Here is a 16710-nt window from a genome sequence, read left to right on the forward strand (position 1 = left end):
GGTCCTCAAATATATACGATATCGCTTACACTTCGTTCTTTGATGCTTCCGCCGGAAGTAGGATTGTTGATGACATAACCATTGAAATACATAGTAGATGATCCGCCTCCGTCAAGGTTGTAAGCAGTGGTTACCCCCAGATCTTTCATGAAGTTTGCCAGCTCATAAAGGCTTAAGCCTTCGCTTTCATCGGTCCTTCCATCTGATACCACAAAAACAAAATGATTGGCATCAATGACTCCGATGGCAGTTCGAGGATTGCTGGTCTTGGCCCGATCAACCTCAGTGTTTGTGTCTACTGCAACCTCACTGTTTTCTATAAGAGCAGGGCCGAATGTAAATGCCTGCCAGACACCCATTGAAACCAGTTCCTCTGCCGTATATTCGGCATCATTTACTACTTCCATTGTGCCGTCGGCATATATGCACAACACGTCGGACCCATTTGCCGTGCTTCTATAAACAACACCATTTCTTATTACATATCCACTTTCCTGAACTCCGTAATAGTCTCCGTTTATGGCCAGCACAGCATCGTTGTCTTCTGCGATAGATGAAGTGGTTGCCGTTACATTTTTTCCATAGGTATCATCGGCAAAAGCGGTCTTTAAATACCTGGCTGAAGAGAGGGTTACGTCGGCAACATAGATCTTAGTGCCATTCTGATAATAATCAGACAGGGTTATGGTGTAGTCATCTGTAGATACGGTATTTTCCCCGGAATACTCGCCGGCTGAAGCCGTAACCGCGGAGGTGGCTGAAGTATCATCAGATGTGCCACTGGTTTTGGCAGATGAGGAATGCTGTCTTCCGGAGCCTTTCCTGTGTTTTGTTGTGGTGCTGTCTGATGCGTCAGCTGAATCCCCAGAGGTATTGGCAGTCGCTTCAGATTCAGAGGATTCATCTGTCAAAAGAACTGTTTCTGCCTCTGATGTACCGGAAGGACTCTCAATATCTGCAAACATTGCGGTGTTTATTTCTGTGGCATTTGTATCATATCCTTTGCTTATAACAAAGGTGTCCAGTGTGATGTAGATTGTAAAAGTGGTTAGCAGAATGGCTGAAACTACCGGCCAAAGATTCTTTTTCATGCTGTGATTCCTTCCTTTCGTGAAAATAAATCTTCGCTGGATGAGATAGCTGAGCGCAAAAAGAACTATCTCTGTGAGTATCTTTGCTGTATAGTACGGCATATTCATGCCGGTTAACATCTCTAAGATCAAGGTGTTGCATATAATAATAAACGCAGCAAGAAGTGCATATTTGAGCGCGGAAGCTGCGCCTGATCGAGATTTAAAGACTTTTCTTTTGTTAATGGTGTAGTTTATGGTGCCACTGAATATCCTTGCTGTGACATTTGCGAAAACTAAAGATAATCCCAGAGCGGATAGCAGACAGAATAAGCAGTAGTCTACGATGAAGCTTACAAAGGATGATGCGGAGAACTTCAGTATCTCGCGGTAAATCAGGAATGAATCCTTTACGGCATTAAAATGTGAGGACTTATTGTCATCAATATATACAGTACTTATCCAAACTTCCTTTATTTCAACACCTTCCCTGGGAAGCGCTGTGAGCATGTTCATTTCGTATTCATAGCGTGATCCGTCAATTTCTATAAGTCTCGGGATAAGCTTGTCGCTGAATGCACGAAGTCCTGTCTGAGTATCATAAACACTGATTCCTGTTGATAATCTGTAAACAAATCTAGTAATGGCATTCCCAGCCAGGCTTTTAAAAGGCACCTTGCCTTCCATTTTGCGGCTTCCGAGAATGAGGCATGAACGATTCTGTTCAGAAGCCTGCGCCACGCGAATAACATCTTCGATCCTATGCTGCCCATCTGCGTCGACAGTGACAATGGTATAGGGAGCCTCATACACGCTGTTTATGAATTTAAGACCCGTTTTCAGCGCTTTACCTTTTCCCTGGTTTTTCTCATGACAAAGCACTTTGGCATATCGTGAAGACTCTTCAAATACTTTGATGCAATCATCTGAACTGCCATCATTTACGATGATTATTTCAAAACCTGCTTCATATAGCTGCCTGACAATTGTAATCAGTTTGTCATCCGGCATATAGGCGGGAATCAGGGCAATTCTCTTCATATCCTCTTTACCTCCTTCATTCAGGTGGTTGCATCTTATGAGAGAATTGTATTCCAGGAACCTAAAAAGAACTTAAAAGCAACAAAGGTTATTCATATGGGAGATTTTTTTAATACTTATTTAAGACCGTCGAATAACGAAATATTGTAGAATTAAAGAGTCATATGTTAATCATATTCGTTGCAATGGCTAGGTACCGGAGCATGTAGGAGGTAATATGAATAAGAAAGCAAAAGCAGTTTTACTATCACTGATCTTTATGGCGACGATGTTTTTTCAGAGTGCTATCAGAGTAGAAGCGGTAAATATCCTTCCTTTTACCAGTGCTTTGGATTATTCCAGGTCTGAAAACTGGCTATATGACGGAGCTTATCCAGAAAATGGCGTGGATGTTTTCATGGTTGCGCCATCAGTGGATACCAAAAGTGAAGTGAATTCTACTATGACTGATGGCTACAAAAGAGCTTTCAGAAATGCGATGAACCAGCAACAGGCTATATATGCTAAAACAGCCAGAATCTATGCGCCTTATTACAGGCAGGCAGCGCTGAATGTATATTCATTTACCGATTTGGCAGCAAGAGAAAAAGCAATGCAGAATGCATACATAGATGTTTCGGCCGCATTTAAGTATTATCTTGAGCATAAAAATAATGGAAGACCTCTGATACTTGCAGGCTTTTCTCAGGGAGCTGATATGTGCTACAGGATTCTGCAAGAGTATTATGGCGGAGATGGTGATAGAGCTGTTTCGCTGCGTGAAAACCTAATTGCTGTTTATGCAATTGGCTGGGATATGACAGAGGAAATGATAGCAGAATGCCCACAGATTGTACCTGCCCAAAACGAGACGGATACAGGCGTTGTCATCAGCTTTGATTGTGAGGATGGCACTGTTACAGATTCCGTCATCACACCTGCAGGAACCAAGGCGCTTTCCATAAATCCATTAAACTGGAAAACGGACTCTTCAAAGGCTAGCAAAAGTCTTAATAAGGGCTCTGTTACCCAGGACAGTAAAACCGGTGCAATAACTTCTGTTGAAACGGGAAAGTATGGTGCTTACATTGACCCGGAAAGGGGAACCCTCATTGTAACCGGGATAGACACAAACGAATATCCTGCAGGACTTGCCATTTTTCCTACCGGAAGTCTTCATCTGTATGACAATTTCCTGTTTTTCGTGAATCTACAGGATAATGTACAAAAGAGGACAGATAGCTTTTTGATGCGAAAGAGAAAATAGGTGTCACAGTATGGATGAAAGACTGAAAAGGCAGATGGAGTTTGCCTTAGAGATAGACAAAGAGAAGAATGTTTTCAGGCAGACGCATTTGTCCGGACATGGAAGAAATGAGAATGATGCAGAACACGCTTGGCATATGGCGATTATGGCTTATCTTTTAAAAGAGTATTCGAATGAGTCTGTAGATATATCAAGAGTCATGATCATGTGTCTTATCCACGATATTGTTGAGATAGATGCTGGTGATACCTATGCTTATGACAGTGAGGGGCTTATTACACAGAAAGCGAGAGAGGATGCTGCCAAGGAACGGATATTTTCTCTTTTACCTGAAGATCAGAAGGCGGAATTGATAGCTCTTTTTGATGAGTTTGAAGAAAATAAGACTGCGGAAGCAAAGTTTGCTCATGCCATGGATAACCTTCAACCGCTTATGCTTAATAACAGTAATGGCGGTGCAGACTGGAGAGAGCATGGTGTTACAAAGGACCAGGTTTATGGTAGACAGTCCAAGACTAGAGAGGGTTCTGAGAAACTTTTTGAGCTGACAGATAGAATAATCAGGCAGCATATTGAGAGTGGGAACATAAAGGAATAAGGAGACAGGCTAACAGAGCACTCTGAGACGTGAAAAGGAGGAATAAAACTATGCCATTCATTGATTCAAAAGTAAGCGTAAAGGTAACACCTGAGCAGAGAAAAGAGCTCAAGGAAAGGCTTGGACAGGCTATCTCATTGCTTCCAGGAAAGAGCGAGAGCTGGCTGATGGTCGACTTATCTGATGAGCAGGATATGTACTTCAGAGGCGATGGAGAGCAGCCTACAGCTTTTATTGGCGTAAGTATTTACGGGGATCCGGACAGCGGCGCATTTGGCAGGCTGACTGGTGAACTCACCAAGATTTACGACGAAGTTCTCGGGATAGCGCCTGATCACATCTATGTAAAATATGCCACAACCCACGACTGGGGCTGGAACGGAAACAATTTCTGATATAGCTCTTTTGTCCGAAAACAGGGACTTGTCTGAAATTCAAAATCAAAATCTGTGTAAAACAGACCTAAATCAGTGAATCTGGTTTGAGGTCTGTTTTTTTGCGTGTTACAGAAGTGCAACTCGTGAGTCAAAGAGGATGTTTCCAGGAATTGTGCCATATAATTATAAATTTCAAAAAGGGGTACCAATAAAATTTGGAAATTAGCCTGTTTTTTGTACCATATAGTGCGAAAACCCAAAAGGGGTACCACAAAAATCAAATAAGCGCTCAGAAATTGACGCAAAAATGTATTTTATATGGTACCCCATTTTGAAAAATGCCGATTTTTGGCACAAAAATAGATCCGCCAAAATAATTGTACGCAACCTATAGAAACGTTCATCTTGTATAATAGATCATTATTGGTTTAACCCTGCTCCCAGAACAGCTATAATGGAATACAAGTACAGTAAACCCGCCTAAAAGGAGGAGATGATCATGGCAACAGCAAAAACCACAAAAACAGCTACTACAAAGAAGACAGCGTCTACAGCAAAGAAGACCACAACAGCTTCTAAGAAGACAGCGTCTACAGCTAAGAAGACAACATCAGCTTCAAAGAAGGCAACATCTATAGCCAAGAAGACCACATCTACCGGAACTTCAGTAAAGGTAAGTGCAACAGAGAAAAAGCTCCTCGAACTCTACAGGGCAGCTGACGCCGATACTAAAAAGGCAGCGATGGCTCTTTTGAAGGGCGAAAAGTCTCAGCTAGGCGGTGTACTTGATGAAATTCTAAAAAATAAGACTATCATGAACACAGTAACAAGCTTCTTCAAATAAGAGGGGGCAGGGGGACAAGCGATGGACATATCAAAATTTACCTGGACACGAGAGCCAAAGAGCTACGTGGCGGCAGAAGATAAGATCACAGTAACCACATTGCCGCATTCGGACTTGTGGCAGAGGACGTACTATCACTTCAGGAATGACAATGCGCCTGTGTTTCAGATGGAGACTGAGGAGAAGTTTTTCTCTTTTGTGGTGAAAACTGAGTTTGCAGACAGCCATCATCGCTTTGACCAGTGCGGGATTGTGATGTACTTAGATAGCGATAACTGGCTCAAAGGCTCTATTGAATTTGAAAATGACAAGTTCCAGCATCTTGGATCTGTTGTCACCAACCACGGCTATTCAGACTGGGCTACAACTGAGATCCCGGCATCGGTAAAGTCTATGTGGTACAGGCTCAGCCGAAGGGAGGATGATTACTGTATTGAGTGCTCAGATGATGGGAATAAGTGGAAACAGATGAGGGTCTGCCACATGCATGAAGGCGCTGGGAAAGTAAGATTTGGAATCTATGCATGTTCGCCGGAAGATAGCTCTTTTACCGCAGAGTTTACCAATATGGCGCTTACAGAGTGCGCCTGGAAGGCCCATGACGGCCAGAAGCCGGACGAGACTTGATATCAAAAGGGAAGGAAAAAAGTATGCAGGGGAAATATCCAGTAATCACGCTGTGCGGAAGCACACGTTTCAAAGATCAGTTCATGGAGATGCAGAAAAAACTCACACTGGAGGGCAATATCGTCATCAGTGTTGGGCTGTTTGGCCACTCCGGCGATTCTGAAGTCTGGGAGAACATGGATGAGGGGACTCTCACCAAGACAAAAGAAATGCTGGACGATATTCACAAGCGCAAGATCGACATGTCCGACGAGATATTTGTGATCAACGTTGGGGGCTATATTGGGGACAGCACCAGGTCGGAGATCGATTACGCCCTTGCCCACGGCAAGAAGGTCCGGTACCTGGAGGAAAGGGCGTAAGAATCCCGGAAAGCGTCTTAAAGAGCAGATTCCAGGTGGGGCAGAGCTACACCAAGCTTATGGGCGTCATCAACTATCTGTCTTACAGAGTGCCCTACGGCGTATTTGTTGTATGCTATGGCATTGTAGGCAGGACTTCCGGGCTTGTAGAGAGTCCGAGTCATAAGAAAAGCTATGAGCCTGGCTGGAAGTAGGCTCAGTGCTCTTACAGACAGGTCTGGCGTAATGCCTTTAGCCTTGAGATAAGGAACCATTTCCCTGATGTTTAGCATCATATCTGCAAGGCCGTCCCTGGAAGAGACCACGGCTTCAAAGCTTCCGCGCTTTAGAACCTCGGTTTCCATGGCAGCGTTGGCTACATAGTGGTTCCACAGCCAGCTGTTTACGTCACTGTGAATGTTCACTTTAAACCCTGCGGTGGCAAATAGCTCTTTTACCAGCTCTTCTCTGGTAGAGGGCTTGCTGGCGGACATCCCTATCTGGATGGACCCGTACATTATGCCGTTTAGCTCGTTGTCGGTGATCCCGCCGCCAGCTGATGGAAATCCCACTACGAACTGCGCTTTGGGCAAAAGAGATATCTCATCCAGGGGATTGCCACCATAGTTGCCCATCAATAGAATAGTTGCATCTTTTGCAAATGGAGCGATGCTTTCAACAGCGCCTTTTACTTGCTCCGGGTTTACGCTGATCATGATCAGATCGTAGTTTTCGTCTGCATCAATCTCTTTTCTTAAGTTGATATTCCACCTGGTATCGACTTTTTTACGGGTCCTGCCGTCATATGTGTGAAGCATTATATAGTCCGCATAGGTACGGGTGCTGCTTTTTCTAACAAGAAAATCCACTTTGTTGCCGGCGCTCTCAAGAGCCCATCCGTACTGACTTCCAATTACACCTCTTCCTAAAATAAGTATTTTCATAGCATAAAAACTCCTTTTTGAACACTTGTTGAATTATTGACATCTGTGTGATATCGTCATGATATGACCGGTATGTGGATATTACAATGGTCATTGTGAAGACGCATGTTGGATAATCAACAGATGGCGGTTAATTGTTCAGAAAGAGGTGCCATGGACAGACGAGTAATAAAGACAAGGAAGCAGATTGTAAGTGCGTTTTTAAAGCTCCTTAAGGAAAAGGGGTTCGACAAGATCACGATCCAGGATATTGCTGATGAAGCGGATATCAATCGTGGGACTGTGTACCTGCATTTTGAGGATAAGTACGACCTGATGGACTTTTGCATCGACAGTTACGTTGACGAGATGTTTACTGCATGCAGCGGGAGCAGCGAGATCAAGATAAAAAGAGAGTCTTTCATGATGCTCTTTGATTATCTGGGAGAAAACAGGGAGCTGTACAAGCTTCTTTTGGAAAATGATAAGAACAGTGTCTTTCTAAAGCGGATGGAGACTGCAGTGGAACAGCAGGTTAGAGTTGCGCTGGAGCATAACTCTGCGAAAAAAGATAAAAAGCCTGAGATACTCATAAGGTTCATGGTATCAGGCTTTTTGGGCGTTGTTGATCTGTGGATCAGGGATTATCCGGTCTGCACGCCATCGGAGGCAACGGACCTTTTAATGGAGACACTGGCACCACACATGGAGACGTTAATGTATACAATATAGTAATTGATTTACCACCCAAAAAACCTGTAAAATTTTATCAGGAATTTTAGGATATATATTTAGGAGATTTAATAATGGGTTTATTTGAAGTTTTGCTTTTGGCTGTGGGCCTGGCGATGGATGCGTTTGCGGTATCTATCTGCAAGGGACTGGCTGCTGGCAAGGTCACAAAGAGAGAGTATCTTTTGTGTGGCGTGTGGTTTGGAAGCTTTCAGGGTGTCATGCCGCTTATAGGATATCTGGTGGGCTCAAATTTTGTGAAGCTTATCAGTATGGTAGCTCCGTGGGTGGCGTTTATATTGCTGTCGCTCATTGGCGGAAATATGATCAAGGAGGCCCTTGGCCCTGACGAGGAAGTATCTCCCGGGTTTGATGTAAAGACAATGTTCATGATGGCTGTTGCTACCAGCATTGATGCGCTGGCGGTTGGTATCACTTTTGTGGCTGTACCTGTTGAGATCCTTGATTCAGGGAGCCTTGTAAACGTTGTTATTGCAGTTATCATAATAGCGGTTATCACCTGCATCATATCAATGGCAGGTGTGAAGATAGGAAGTGTCTTTGGGGATCGCTACAAGGCTGGATCAGAGATCATGGGAGGGACAATACTACTATTTATCGGCTTCCGCGCTCTGATAACACACCTGGACAGCGCCAATACGTTGTCGGACACTGAGACCATATTTGGCATGCTCATTCCTCTTGTGGGAACACTTATAGGATCCGTGAGCATATACGCGAAAAAAGCGCAGCTGTCAGACAAAATGCGTGCTGTACTGACGGGTTTTAGCTCAGGTATCATGCTTTCTGCAGCAGTTTGGGGAATGATAGAACCTGCTGTTAACGGAATCAGCACAAGCACGAAAAAAGGCATTGTACCTGTTACGATCTGCTTCTGTCTGGGAGTTGTTTTCCAGATACTTCTGGATAAATTCATCCCGCATACACACATTTATTCTGATATAACAGAAGGCCCTGAGAGCAGTCTGAGCATGAATATCAAGGCAGTGCTCAAGGAACTGATCCATCATATCCCTGAGGGAATAGCGCTGGGAGCTATTTATGCCGCGCATTTCATGGAGACATCTTGGATATCATCGTCTGTTGCTCTTGTCATGGCGGTTGCGATCGCGCTTCAGAACATTCCTGAAGCCCTGAGCTTATCTTTCTGGCTAAGAGAGACCGGCACTAAAACCGGTAAGGCCTTCCTTATGGGAGTAGTCTCTGGGGCTCCGATACCTCTTTTTGGAATAATCACAGTTGTGCTGGTGGTCCTGTTCCCGGGATTTCTGCCTTATATCATGGCACTTTCCGGTGGAGCGCTTGTTTATACAACAATCGAAGAAATCCCGCAGATTGCCATTGAAAAAGACAATGACAGAGGTGCGCTGTCATTTGCTGTAGGATTTGCAATTGTTATGTTGATGATTTTCGTGTGATCTAATTTAAGGAAGAGAATAAAGTAAAAGGGGAAGAGCAGATGAACATAGCAGTGTATTGCGGCTCAAGCAGTGGAAATGATCCTGGATTCACCCAGGCTGCAAAAGAATTAGGAAAGTGGATCGGAGAAAATGGCCACACTCTTGTGTACGGAGGAGCCAGCAAGGGGCTTATGGGTGCTGTAGCAGGTGCAGTCATCGAAGCAGGAGGTAAAGTCATTGGGGTTATCCCTGATGTGGCGATTATCCAGGCCAGAAAATATACAGGACTTACGGAGCTCATTGAGACAGGGTCCATGGCTGAGCGAAAGTCCAAGATGATAGAGCTTGCTGATGCCTTTGTAGCGCTGCCTGGCGGGATTGGAACTCTTGATGAGATCACAGAAGTGATGTCTCTTTGCAGTCTGTCCATCATCAAGGCGCCGATAGTTCTTTTCAACACTAATGATTATTACAGGCCGCTGAAGGCAGTTCTGGATAATGTGATAAATGCTGAGTTTGGCAGGCCTGAGTACTTTTCAAATGTGCTGCTGTCAGATGATCTAAACGAGATTGCAGGGCATTTGAGCGGGGTTGCATTTTAATATAACAGCAACATAAAGGAAACAAAACGAAAATATTCTTTTTCTAGAATGTGAAACATCAAAGGAAACACAAAGACATTTAAAAATATAATTCACAGGAAAGGAAAAGAATATCATGTCAGAGAGAATATATTTAGTAACCGGTGCAGCAGGATTTTTAGGAGGAACAATTTGCAGAAAGCTGGTGGAGAGAGGCGATAAAGTAAGAGCCTTCGTTCTCCCAAATGATCCGGCAATGAAGTTTGTTCCCGATGAAGCAGAAATTGTAGAGGGAGATCTTACAGATAGAGCATCACTTGAGAAGTTCTTTACTGTAGGTAAAGATACAGAGACGATTGTACTTCATATCGCTAGCATAGTTTCAGTTAATCCCGAATACAATCAGAAGGTAATGGATGTAAATGTGGGCGGAACAAAGAATATCATTGATCTTTGCCTCGAGCATCCTGAGTGCAAAAAGCTTGTATACTGCAGTTCAACCGGTGCAATTCCTGAGCAGCCTAAGGGATTCAAGATCAGGGAAGTAAAGAAATTTGATGAGTCTGAGGTTCGTGGATGTTACAGCCAGTCCAAAGCTCTCGCAACTCAGGAAGTCCTCGATGCAGTAAAAGACAGAGGCCTTAATGCCTGCGTTGTACATCCAAGTGGAATACTTGGACCTGAGGATTTTGCTGTTGGCGAGACTACAGGAACTCTTATAAAGATCATTAATGGAGATATGCCTGCTGGAATCGATGGCTCTTTTAACCTCTGCGACGTAAGAGATCTTGCAGACGGGACAATTGCCGCTATTGATAAGGGCAGAAAGGGCGAGTGCTATATTCTAGGCAACGAACCCGTGTCCTTCAGGGATTTCTCCAAGATGATCAGTGATGAGTCAGGCTGTAAGCCGGTTAAGATGTTTTTGCCAATCTGGGCAGCAAATCTTATGGGAAGAGCAATGGAGACCATGGGAAAAATCCGCGGTACCAAGCCTCTATTAACAACATTTTCAGTATATAACCTGGCAAGGAACAATGCTTTTGATTCATCAAAAGCCAAGAGGGAGCTTGGATATCATACAAGATCATACCGCGAGACCATTCACGACGAGATTGAGTGGCTCAAAGCTTCCGGAAAGATTGCATAAAAGTTCATACGGAAAAATTTCAGCAACAAAACTCTAACATTTCTATGGTACGATATTATCGTAAAAACGTATCAGGAGGTGTTAGAGTTTGTTTAATTTACTGATAGTTGAGGATGATACCGATCTTAATAAGACTGTTTGTGAATATTTAAAAACAAAGGGATATGAGACGACTGGCTGTCTTAATGCGCAGGATGCATACGATGAGATGTATGGCAAGACCTTTGATCTTATCATCTCAGATATAATGATGCCCGGGATAGACGGCTTTGAGTTTGCTGAAACTGTAAGAAAGCTCAATGAGAATATCCCCATTTTATTCATGACTGCCAGAGAAGATTTTGAGGCCAAGCAAAAGGGATTTCTTGCAGGAATTGATGATTATATGGTAAAGCCGATAAATCTTGAGGAGCTTACGCTTCATGTTGGAGCACTCCTTCGCAGAGCGGGAATAGCGAGTACCAAGCGACTTGAGATTGGAAATCTTGTGATGGATACCGATGAGCACGTGGTAACAGTAAAGGGCGAAGAGATTCCTCTTACCCAGAGGGAATTTAACATAATATTCAAGCTCCTGTCATTTCCGAAAAAGACCTTTACCAGGGGACAGCTCATGGATGAGTTCTGGGATGTGGACTCCGATGCAACACCAAGAGCAGTTGATGTTTATATGACAAAACTAAGGGAGAAGTTTGCGGACTGTGATGACTTTGAGATTGTTACCGTAAGAGGTCTGGGATACAAGGCAGTACCTAAGGAGTAAGATTTATGGAAAAGAAGACCAGTAGTATTTTTTCATTTAAGAGATATGTGATCATCTTTGTGCTGATCGCGTTTGTCGTAACTTGCAGCTTTTATCTGTTTCTTAGCTCCTTCGATTTCACAAAGGAGCAGATTCAGGAAAACGCGATCCTGACGTTCCTTAATGTCCTCTTTTTGAGTCTTATTTTTTGCATAATAGACGGCGTTCAGAGAAAGATCATGATAGAACGACCTGTAAAAAAGATCCTGGAGGCTACAGAGGAGCTTGCAAAGGGCAATTTCAAGGCCAGGGCTGAAGGCGTATCTGTTATTCCGGGAAGAAATGAGTTTGACATAATTGCAGAGAATATCAATAAGATGGCACAGGAACTTTCAGGAATTGAGACTTTAAGAACTGATTTCGTATCAAATGTCTCGCATGAGATCAAGACTCCACTGTCTGTGATCGGAAACTACAGTACAATGCTGCAGTCAACAGATCTTTCAGATGAAAAGAGACTTGAATATGCCAGGGCTATCACTGATGCGACCGGAAGACTCTCAGAGCTGATCACAAATATCCTTAAGCTTAATAAGCTTGAGAATCAGCAGATATATCCTGATAAAGAGACTTATGACCTTGGAGAGCAGCTTGCGGAGTGCATCGTGGGCTTTGAAGATATTTGGGAGAAAAAGAATATCGAGCTCGATACTGATATTGATGATGACCTTCAGATAACCGCAGATAAGGAACTGCTGTCGCTGGTCTGGAACAATCTTTTATCTAATGCCTTCAAGTTCACCGAAGCCGGAGGCGCAGTAAAAGTCACTGCGCATAGCACAGACGGGCGAGTTCAGGTTGAAGTATCAGATACCGGCTGTGGTATTTCTGAAGAGACAGGAAAGCACATATTTGACAAGTTTTATCAGGGAGATACCTCTCATGCCACTAAGGGCAATGGTCTTGGTCTCGCCCTGGTAAAAAGAGTCATTGACATCTGTGGTGCAGAGATCACAGTTAAAAGTGTTCTTGGACAGGGAACTGTATTTACAGTCTCTTTTTTTAATGAAACAGAAACATAAGCGAAACAAAACATAAATACTCCCTCCATATAATCGAGACCATAGAAACAAAAACAAACAGAACAAATGGAGGAAAAATATGGATAATATCAATACTTTTGAGTACAACTACAGTGCAGAAAGGGCGAGGGAAGTCGAGGCTATTAGAAGAAAATATGAGGAACCAAAAGAGGATAAGTTTGAACAGCTTAAAGCCCTGGACAGACAGGCTGAGAGGAGAGGACAGATCCTATCAATTGCAATTGGCATTATTGGTACACTTATTCTGGGAACCGGAATGAGCATGGTGATGGTAGGACAGGTTCTTTATTTTATTCCAGGTGTAGTCATAGGAATCGTAGGAGCTTTGGCTCTTGGCGCCGCTTATCCAATTTATAAAAAGGTTACCCAAAAAGACAGAGACAAAGTAGCAGGTCAGGTTTTGGCACTGGTAAAACAGCTTCAGTAACCATTAGATTGTAAATGATATTCAGACAATATCTGGTGGGTAAATCATTCTAATGATGATAAAATTAGAATATGGATGCCAACAATTCTACTAGCCAACATTACAAGATAATGGAAGAAATCTCTGATGGACAGCTTTACTGCGCAGAAGACGTGGTAAAAGCAGGTACAGGCGGGTGCAGGGACTGTTCATGGTGTTGCGAGGACATGTGCGATACCATATTCCTGGATCCGTACGATATCTATGCCCTTCAGAGGGGCGTTGGAAAAGAGTATAAAGAGCTTATTGAAGAGAATTTCATAGAGGTAGGACTGCATAATTTCGTCAGCATGCCCCATATCATGGACAGAGGGAATGGGTGCGGTTTTCTTACCGACAATAAAAGGTGCAGCGTGCATAGTTTCAGGCCCGGCATTTGCCGTCTGTTCCCTCTGGGAAGATACTATCACGATGACACCTTTTCCTATATTATGCAAACCCGCGGATGCAGGGCCCAGGAGCATGAGGCAGTAAAAGTCAGGGACTGGCTGGGAATAGAGGACCTTGAGAAGTATGAGGAATATGTGCTCAGATGGCATAGGGTTATCAGGAAGATCGCAGATTTTATGACAAAACCGGCGGAGCCCGGAGTTAAGCCAAAGATTCATGAGCTTTTCTTAAAGAGTTTTTATGAAGCGCCCTATGATCCAGCAAAGGAGTTTTATTCTCAAATATATGAGAGAATAGATGAGTGGAATAATAATGAAGTATAAAACGATAAGGACAATTGTCGATAAACATGAGCAGGATGGAGGCTTTTCTTTTGAGTATACTGATCTCAATGTGAGCATCATTGCTGATGAGGAAAAGAACCTGTACCTGCGCGTCAATGAAAAGACCTGCGCCGCAGAAGGAAATGGCAGACCGGTAACGAACAGCAGGGATTATTGCTACCCCATAGAGGATGTGAAGGCGATTACTCCTGATAACTGGAAAAAGGCTATGATCGCGGGTTTTGGCGGGCAGATTCAGCTACGTAGTGAGAGCTATAGTGATGTTTAGAAGGTATAAACTTTGTTTTTATGGTATGGTGCAGGGCGTTGGGTTTAGGTACACTGCGATGCATGCTGCAAATATGTACAGACTGACTGGATATGTTAAGAATGAGTATGATGGATCTGTGACCTGTGAGGTGCAGGGCGATGAGGAGGCCATAGACAGGTTTGTGGCCACTATCCAAAGTGGGAGATTCATTGATATATCCAGGATTGACAGAACCGTGTTGAAAACAGTGCAGGACGAGCGGTCTTTTGAGGTTCGATATTGATAGGATTGAGAGGGCGAACAGTATGAGACTATTCATCGCAATATGTTTTGATGATAATATGCTGAATTCACTGGTGGAGATACAAGATGATCTTATTAGAAGCGGGGGTAGAGGGAACTATACACCTCGTGAGAATTTGCATATGACATTGGCTTTTATCGGTGAATATGATGATCCAGAACAGATAGAAGAAGTGATGAAGAATGTTACGCTCAGGTCATTTTCTGTCAAACTGAGTGGATATCAGCCTTTTAAGGATATGTTTTTTGCCAATCTTGAGGAAAATGAGAACTTGAGGGATTACGTAAAACGCCTGCGAAAAGCTCTTTTGGACGAGGACATCCCTTTTGACAGGAAAAAGTTCTTGCCCCACGTTACACTGGTCAGAAGAGCAGAGTGCACCAAGGATAAGGCTCTTTTGCCAGAATTCCAGGAGAGTGAGCCCGTGAGAGTAAATGGCATATCTCTTATGAAATCTGAGCGTGGCAAGCACGGAATGGTTTATACAGAGATTGGCTATGTCAGGGCGTTTTGAGGCAATTGATTTTCCCAAAATCCCCAGATTCATCAATGAAAATGCTAATCTCTTTCATACGTACTCCATAGCAAAAAAAATGGTGTGGGACACCCACACCGTATCGTTGGACCCGGGTCTTTCGACCAGCCCAGTAGTGACATGCACTACTTTGTATAAGTATACTATCATGTTTGAGTTGCAAAAACAATGGAGTTAACAATAATTTTCCGAATTATTTATATGGCTTTAAAAAGGAATATAAGGCGTAAAACAGCATGTTTCCAGCAATTATTTATTTGATGTGCCATCTCGTTGCGAGTACAATAATTGTTGGAACCAATAATGAAGATAGTTCCTACAATTTCGCGCCAATAACAGGGGGCAGTTTCACCTGCGAAGGAGGTAAAGCATGAGTAAAATTGAACTTATCCATGGTTCATGCGCGGATCAGGTGGCTGATGTTGTTGTGAATGCGGCCAACAGTGGATTGTGGGCTGGCGGCGGAATTTGCGGAGTCATTTTCAGAAAAGCGGGAATGAAAGAGCTGACAGATGCCTGCAATAAATACAAAACGCCTTTGAATGATGGTGATGCTGTGATCACTCCTGCATTTGGGCTTACGAGTGCAAAAGCCATCATTCATGCCGTTGGGCCGAACTTTGGAGTTACTCCTACCGCGTTTGAGGCGCTTTGTGATGCTTACTATAACTCATTAGTTGTCATGAAGGACAATGGCTATCACAGTATTTCTTTTCCCCTAATTAGCTCGGGAATATTTGGAGGAAACCTTCCTGATGCTCCGGCTGAATCAACCAAGCAGTGTTGCAGAGCATACAAGAAGTTTGTGCAGGATTATCCTGATTATGACATCGATGTAAAATTATGTGCGTTTGGGCAGGGTGAAATGGCTTCAGCGCAGGAGGAGTTTAAAAGTGGCAGTAAGTGAGATCGAGAGACTAAAATCTATAGTAGAAAAGCTAAGAAGCGAGGATGGATGCCCATGGGACAAGGCTCAGACCCATGTGAGCCTGAAACCCGGATGCATTGAGGAAGCTGCTGAGGTCATCGGCGGCATAAACATACTGGAGAAGACTGGGGATGCTGATAATCTGAAAGAGGAGCTTGGAGATCTTTTGCTGCAGATCATGTTCCACGCAGTTATGGCGGAGGAAGAAGGGCTTTTTTCGTTTGATGATGTTGCAAAGGCAATCTCAGACAAGATGGTGAGGCGCCATCCCCATGTGTTTGGCGACATGAAGTTCGCCTCCGAAGAGGAACTGCATGCAGTCTGGGCTGAGATAAAGCGCAAGGAAAAAGAGGGCAAGGAATGGCAGGCGGATTACCTTCCCAAGGCTTTTAGCGAGGCAGAAGAGCTGATCCAGAAGGCCAGGGAGAGAAAAGGATTCTGAGGATGAGCTTACTAAGATCCTTGGGAATGGAGATGTTACTATTGAAATGAAATAATAAATCTAGGAGGAATCAGATGAGCAGAGTTAATTTTGGAGCAAAACCACTTATGTACCCACAGCCGGTCCTTATCATCGCAACTTATGATGAGAACGGTGTACCAAATGCCATGAATGCTGCGTGGGGCATCACCACTGATTTTAAGGAGATTTCAATCAGTCTGTCTGAGCACAAGACTACTGACAATCTTGCAAAAA

General features: G+C 43.6%; 21 protein-coding genes and 1 pseudogene. 20 read left to right on the forward strand and 2 right to left on the reverse strand.

All coding sequences use genetic code 11. The features are described 5' to 3' along the window. Positions 1-5: 5 nt before the first annotated feature. Positions 6-2111 (reverse strand): phosphodiester glycosidase family protein, encoded by a 2106-nt coding sequence (locus tag J6I68_RS01255; RefSeq protein WP_292216571.1) that lies wholly within the window; start codon positions 2109-2111, stop codon positions 6-8. 217 nt (positions 2112-2328) lie between these two features. On the opposite strand from J6I68_RS01255, the gene J6I68_RS01260 reads away from it, so the two are divergent. The 6 genes from J6I68_RS01260 to J6I68_RS01285 all read left to right on the forward strand — a co-directional run bounded on the left by J6I68_RS01260 (position 2329) and on the right by J6I68_RS01285 (position 6165). Then, a complete protein-coding gene (locus J6I68_RS01260; protein WP_292216574.1) occupies positions 2329-3357 on the forward strand; it encodes a DUF3089 domain-containing protein in 1029 nt (342 codons plus the stop codon). 10 nt (positions 3358-3367) lie between these two features. Further along, positions 3368-3955 (forward strand): HD domain-containing protein, encoded by a 588-nt coding sequence (locus J6I68_RS01265; protein ID WP_292216575.1) that lies wholly within the window; start codon positions 3368-3370, stop codon positions 3953-3955. A 50-nt stretch (positions 3956-4005) separates the two neighbouring features. Beyond that, positions 4006-4350 carry a phenylpyruvate tautomerase MIF-related protein gene (locus J6I68_RS01270; RefSeq protein ID WP_292216577.1) on the forward strand — a complete coding sequence of 115 codons (345 nt, stop codon included), beginning with the start codon at positions 4006-4008 and terminating at the stop codon, positions 4348-4350. A gap of 481 nt (positions 4351-4831) precedes the next feature. After that, positions 4832-5176: a hypothetical protein gene (locus tag J6I68_RS01275; protein WP_292216579.1), complete on the forward strand. Its 345-nt coding sequence runs from the start codon at positions 4832-4834 to the stop codon at positions 5174-5176. 21 nt (positions 5177-5197) lie between these two features. Then, positions 5198-5803, forward strand: a complete 606-nt coding sequence (locus J6I68_RS01280; RefSeq protein ID WP_292216581.1) for a DUF1349 domain-containing protein — start codon at positions 5198-5200, stop codon at positions 5801-5803. 23 nt (positions 5804-5826) lie between these two features. Next, positions 5827-6165, forward strand: coding sequence for a hypothetical protein (locus tag J6I68_RS01285; RefSeq protein ID WP_292216583.1), 339 nt, complete (start codon positions 5827-5829; stop codon positions 6163-6165). Between the two features lie 17 nt (positions 6166-6182). Here J6I68_RS01285 and J6I68_RS01290 read toward each other — a convergent pair whose 3' ends face one another. After that, complete coding sequence (locus J6I68_RS01290; RefSeq protein WP_292216585.1) at positions 6183-7088, reverse strand: ketopantoate reductase family protein; 906 nt, start codon at positions 7086-7088, stop codon at positions 6183-6185. A 153-nt stretch (positions 7089-7241) separates the two neighbouring features. Here J6I68_RS01290 and J6I68_RS01295 point away from each other — a divergent pair, with 153 nt between their 5' ends. From J6I68_RS01295 to J6I68_RS01360, 14 genes and pseudogenes are all read left to right on the forward strand, one after another. Next, on the forward strand, positions 7242-7799 hold the full coding sequence (locus J6I68_RS01295) for a TetR/AcrR family transcriptional regulator (protein WP_292216587.1): 558 nt from the start codon (positions 7242-7244) through the stop codon (positions 7797-7799). Positions 7800-7873: 74 nt separating this feature from the next. Further along, positions 7874-9238, forward strand: a complete 1365-nt coding sequence (locus J6I68_RS17270) for a manganese efflux pump (RefSeq protein WP_330622353.1) — start codon at positions 7874-7876, stop codon at positions 9236-9238. 41 nt (positions 9239-9279) lie between these two features. Next, entirely contained in the window at positions 9280-9822 is a 543-nt protein-coding gene (locus J6I68_RS01305) for a TIGR00730 family Rossman fold protein (RefSeq protein WP_292216589.1), read from the forward strand. A 115-nt stretch (positions 9823-9937) separates the two neighbouring features. Continuing rightward, positions 9938-10951, forward strand: coding sequence for an NAD-dependent epimerase/dehydratase family protein (locus tag J6I68_RS01310; protein ID WP_292216591.1), 1014 nt, complete (start codon positions 9938-9940; stop codon positions 10949-10951). Between the two features lie 88 nt (positions 10952-11039). Then, positions 11040-11714 (forward strand): response regulator transcription factor, encoded by a 675-nt coding sequence (locus tag J6I68_RS01315; protein ID WP_292216593.1) that lies wholly within the window; start codon positions 11040-11042, stop codon positions 11712-11714. A 5-nt stretch (positions 11715-11719) separates the two neighbouring features. Beyond that, entirely contained in the window at positions 11720-12775 is a 1056-nt protein-coding gene (locus J6I68_RS01320; protein ID WP_292216595.1) for a HAMP domain-containing sensor histidine kinase, read from the forward strand. Between the two features lie 79 nt (positions 12776-12854). Continuing rightward, positions 12855-13223, forward strand: coding sequence for a hypothetical protein (locus J6I68_RS01325; protein ID WP_292216597.1), 369 nt, complete (start codon positions 12855-12857; stop codon positions 13221-13223). Between the two features lie 71 nt (positions 13224-13294). Continuing rightward, complete coding sequence (locus J6I68_RS01330; RefSeq protein WP_292216599.1) at positions 13295-13975, forward strand: YkgJ family cysteine cluster protein; 681 nt, start codon at positions 13295-13297, stop codon at positions 13973-13975. Continuing rightward, positions 13950-14264, forward strand: a complete 315-nt coding sequence (locus tag J6I68_RS01335) for a hypothetical protein (protein WP_292216601.1) — start codon at positions 13950-13952, stop codon at positions 14262-14264. The genes J6I68_RS01330 and J6I68_RS01335 overlap by 26 nt, the downstream gene beginning before the upstream one ends. After that, complete coding sequence (locus J6I68_RS01340; protein WP_292216602.1) at positions 14257-14529, forward strand: acylphosphatase; 273 nt, start codon at positions 14257-14259, stop codon at positions 14527-14529. The genes J6I68_RS01335 and J6I68_RS01340 overlap by 8 nt, the downstream gene beginning before the upstream one ends. 22 nt (positions 14530-14551) lie before the next feature. Beyond that, positions 14552-15064 (forward strand): RNA 2',3'-cyclic phosphodiesterase, encoded by a 513-nt coding sequence (gene thpR / locus J6I68_RS01345; RefSeq protein WP_292216604.1) that lies wholly within the window; start codon positions 14552-14554, stop codon positions 15062-15064. A gap of 391 nt (positions 15065-15455) precedes the next feature. Further along, the gene (locus J6I68_RS01350) at positions 15456-15992 is read left to right on the forward strand and encodes a macro domain-containing protein (RefSeq protein ID WP_292216606.1); all 537 of its coding nucleotides are present in this window, start codon (positions 15456-15458) and stop codon (positions 15990-15992) included. Further along, positions 15979-16455, forward strand: coding sequence for a MazG nucleotide pyrophosphohydrolase domain-containing protein (locus J6I68_RS01355; protein WP_292216608.1), 477 nt, complete (start codon positions 15979-15981; stop codon positions 16453-16455). The genes J6I68_RS01350 and J6I68_RS01355 overlap by 14 nt, the downstream gene beginning before the upstream one ends. Positions 16456-16529: 74 nt before the next feature. Further along, positions 16530-16710: pseudogene (locus J6I68_RS01360) on the forward strand (flavin oxidoreductase); the annotation flags it as partial.

This window comes from Butyrivibrio sp. (assembly GCF_017940685.1).
GTDB lineage: Bacteria > Bacillota > Clostridia > Lachnospirales > Lachnospiraceae > Butyrivibrio.

Coding starts and splice junctions, on each gene's coding strand:
- J6I68_RS01335 (WP_292216601.1), top strand. CDS start 13,950: ATGAGTGGAATAATAATGAAGTATAAAACGATAAGGACAATTGTCGAT.
- J6I68_RS01280 (WP_292216581.1), top strand. CDS start 5,198: ATGGACATATCAAAATTTACCTGGACACGAGAGCCAAAGAGCTACGTG.
- J6I68_RS01255 (WP_292216571.1), bottom strand. CDS start 2,111: ATGAAGAGAATTGCCCTGATTCCCGCCTATATGCCGGATGACAAACTG.
- J6I68_RS17270 (WP_330622353.1), top strand. CDS start 7,874: ATGGGTTTATTTGAAGTTTTGCTTTTGGCTGTGGGCCTGGCGATGGAT.
- J6I68_RS01285 (WP_292216583.1), top strand. CDS start 5,827: ATGCAGGGGAAATATCCAGTAATCACGCTGTGCGGAAGCACACGTTTC.
- J6I68_RS01325 (WP_292216597.1), top strand. CDS start 12,855: ATGGATAATATCAATACTTTTGAGTACAACTACAGTGCAGAAAGGGCG.
- J6I68_RS01260 (WP_292216574.1), top strand. CDS start 2,329: ATGAATAAGAAAGCAAAAGCAGTTTTACTATCACTGATCTTTATGGCG.
- J6I68_RS01265 (WP_292216575.1), top strand. CDS start 3,368: ATGGATGAAAGACTGAAAAGGCAGATGGAGTTTGCCTTAGAGATAGAC.
- J6I68_RS01340 (WP_292216602.1), top strand. CDS start 14,257: ATGTTTAGAAGGTATAAACTTTGTTTTTATGGTATGGTGCAGGGCGTT.
- J6I68_RS01330 (WP_292216599.1), top strand. CDS start 13,295: ATGGATGCCAACAATTCTACTAGCCAACATTACAAGATAATGGAAGAA.
- J6I68_RS01350 (WP_292216606.1), top strand. CDS start 15,456: ATGAGTAAAATTGAACTTATCCATGGTTCATGCGCGGATCAGGTGGCT.
- J6I68_RS01320 (WP_292216595.1), top strand. CDS start 11,720: ATGGAAAAGAAGACCAGTAGTATTTTTTCATTTAAGAGATATGTGATC.
- J6I68_RS01310 (WP_292216591.1), top strand. CDS start 9,938: ATGTCAGAGAGAATATATTTAGTAACCGGTGCAGCAGGATTTTTAGGA.
- thpR (WP_292216604.1), top strand. CDS start 14,552: ATGAGACTATTCATCGCAATATGTTTTGATGATAATATGCTGAATTCA.
- J6I68_RS01295 (WP_292216587.1), top strand. CDS start 7,242: ATGGACAGACGAGTAATAAAGACAAGGAAGCAGATTGTAAGTGCGTTT.
- J6I68_RS01290 (WP_292216585.1), bottom strand. CDS start 7,088: ATGAAAATACTTATTTTAGGAAGAGGTGTAATTGGAAGTCAGTACGGA.
- J6I68_RS01305 (WP_292216589.1), top strand. CDS start 9,280: ATGAACATAGCAGTGTATTGCGGCTCAAGCAGTGGAAATGATCCTGGA.
- J6I68_RS01270 (WP_292216577.1), top strand. CDS start 4,006: ATGCCATTCATTGATTCAAAAGTAAGCGTAAAGGTAACACCTGAGCAG.
- J6I68_RS01275 (WP_292216579.1), top strand. CDS start 4,832: ATGGCAACAGCAAAAACCACAAAAACAGCTACTACAAAGAAGACAGCG.